Genomic DNA, 650 nt, shown 5'->3' on the forward strand with positions numbered 1-650 from the left:
GACCGCCCGGCGCTCGAGTCCGCCTTCGACGAGGCCGGTGTCGAGTACGACATCCAGAACGCCGAGGGCGACGCGGAGCGGATGACGCAGATCGCCGACACCATGATCGGTTCCGGCGTCACCGTCCTGGCGATCGTCAACCTCGACTCCGAGTCGGGCGCGGCCATCCAGGAGAAGGCCGCCGAGCAGGGCGTGGCCACCATCGACTACGACCGACTCACCCTCGGTGGCTCGGCGGAGTACTACGTGTCCTTCGACAACACCGTCGTCGGCGAGCTGCAGGGCCAGGGCCTCGCGGACTGCCTCGGCGACAAGGACGCCAACATCGTCTACCTCAACGGCTCGCCGACCGACAACAACGCGACGCTCTTCGCCGAGGGCGCCCACAGCGTGCTCGACGAGATGAGCAACTACACCGTCGTCGGTGAGCAGGCCGTCCCGGACTGGGACAACGAGGAGGCGGCGACGATCTTCCAGCAGCTCTACACCGCTGCCGACGGCAAGGTGGACGGCGTGCTCGCCGCCAACGACGGTCTCGGTGGCGCGGCCATCAGCATCCTCGAGGCCAACGGCCAGGCCGGCAAGGTCCCGGTCACCGGCCAGGACGCCACCGTCGAGGGCCTGCAGAACGTCCTCGCCGGCACCCAGTG

General features: G+C 68.9%; 1 protein-coding gene. It reads left to right on the forward strand.

Going from position 1 to position 650, the window contains the following annotated elements:
* A partial coding sequence (locus tag FB586_RS18570) for a sugar ABC transporter substrate-binding protein (protein ID WP_136520841.1) occupies positions 1 to 650 on the forward strand: 650 nt, incomplete at both ends.

Origin of the sequence: Cellulomonas telluris (assembly GCF_004886325.1) — a bacterium.
Taxonomy (GTDB): Bacteria; Actinomycetota; Actinomycetes; order Actinomycetales; family Cellulomonadaceae; genus Cellulomonas; species Cellulomonas telluris.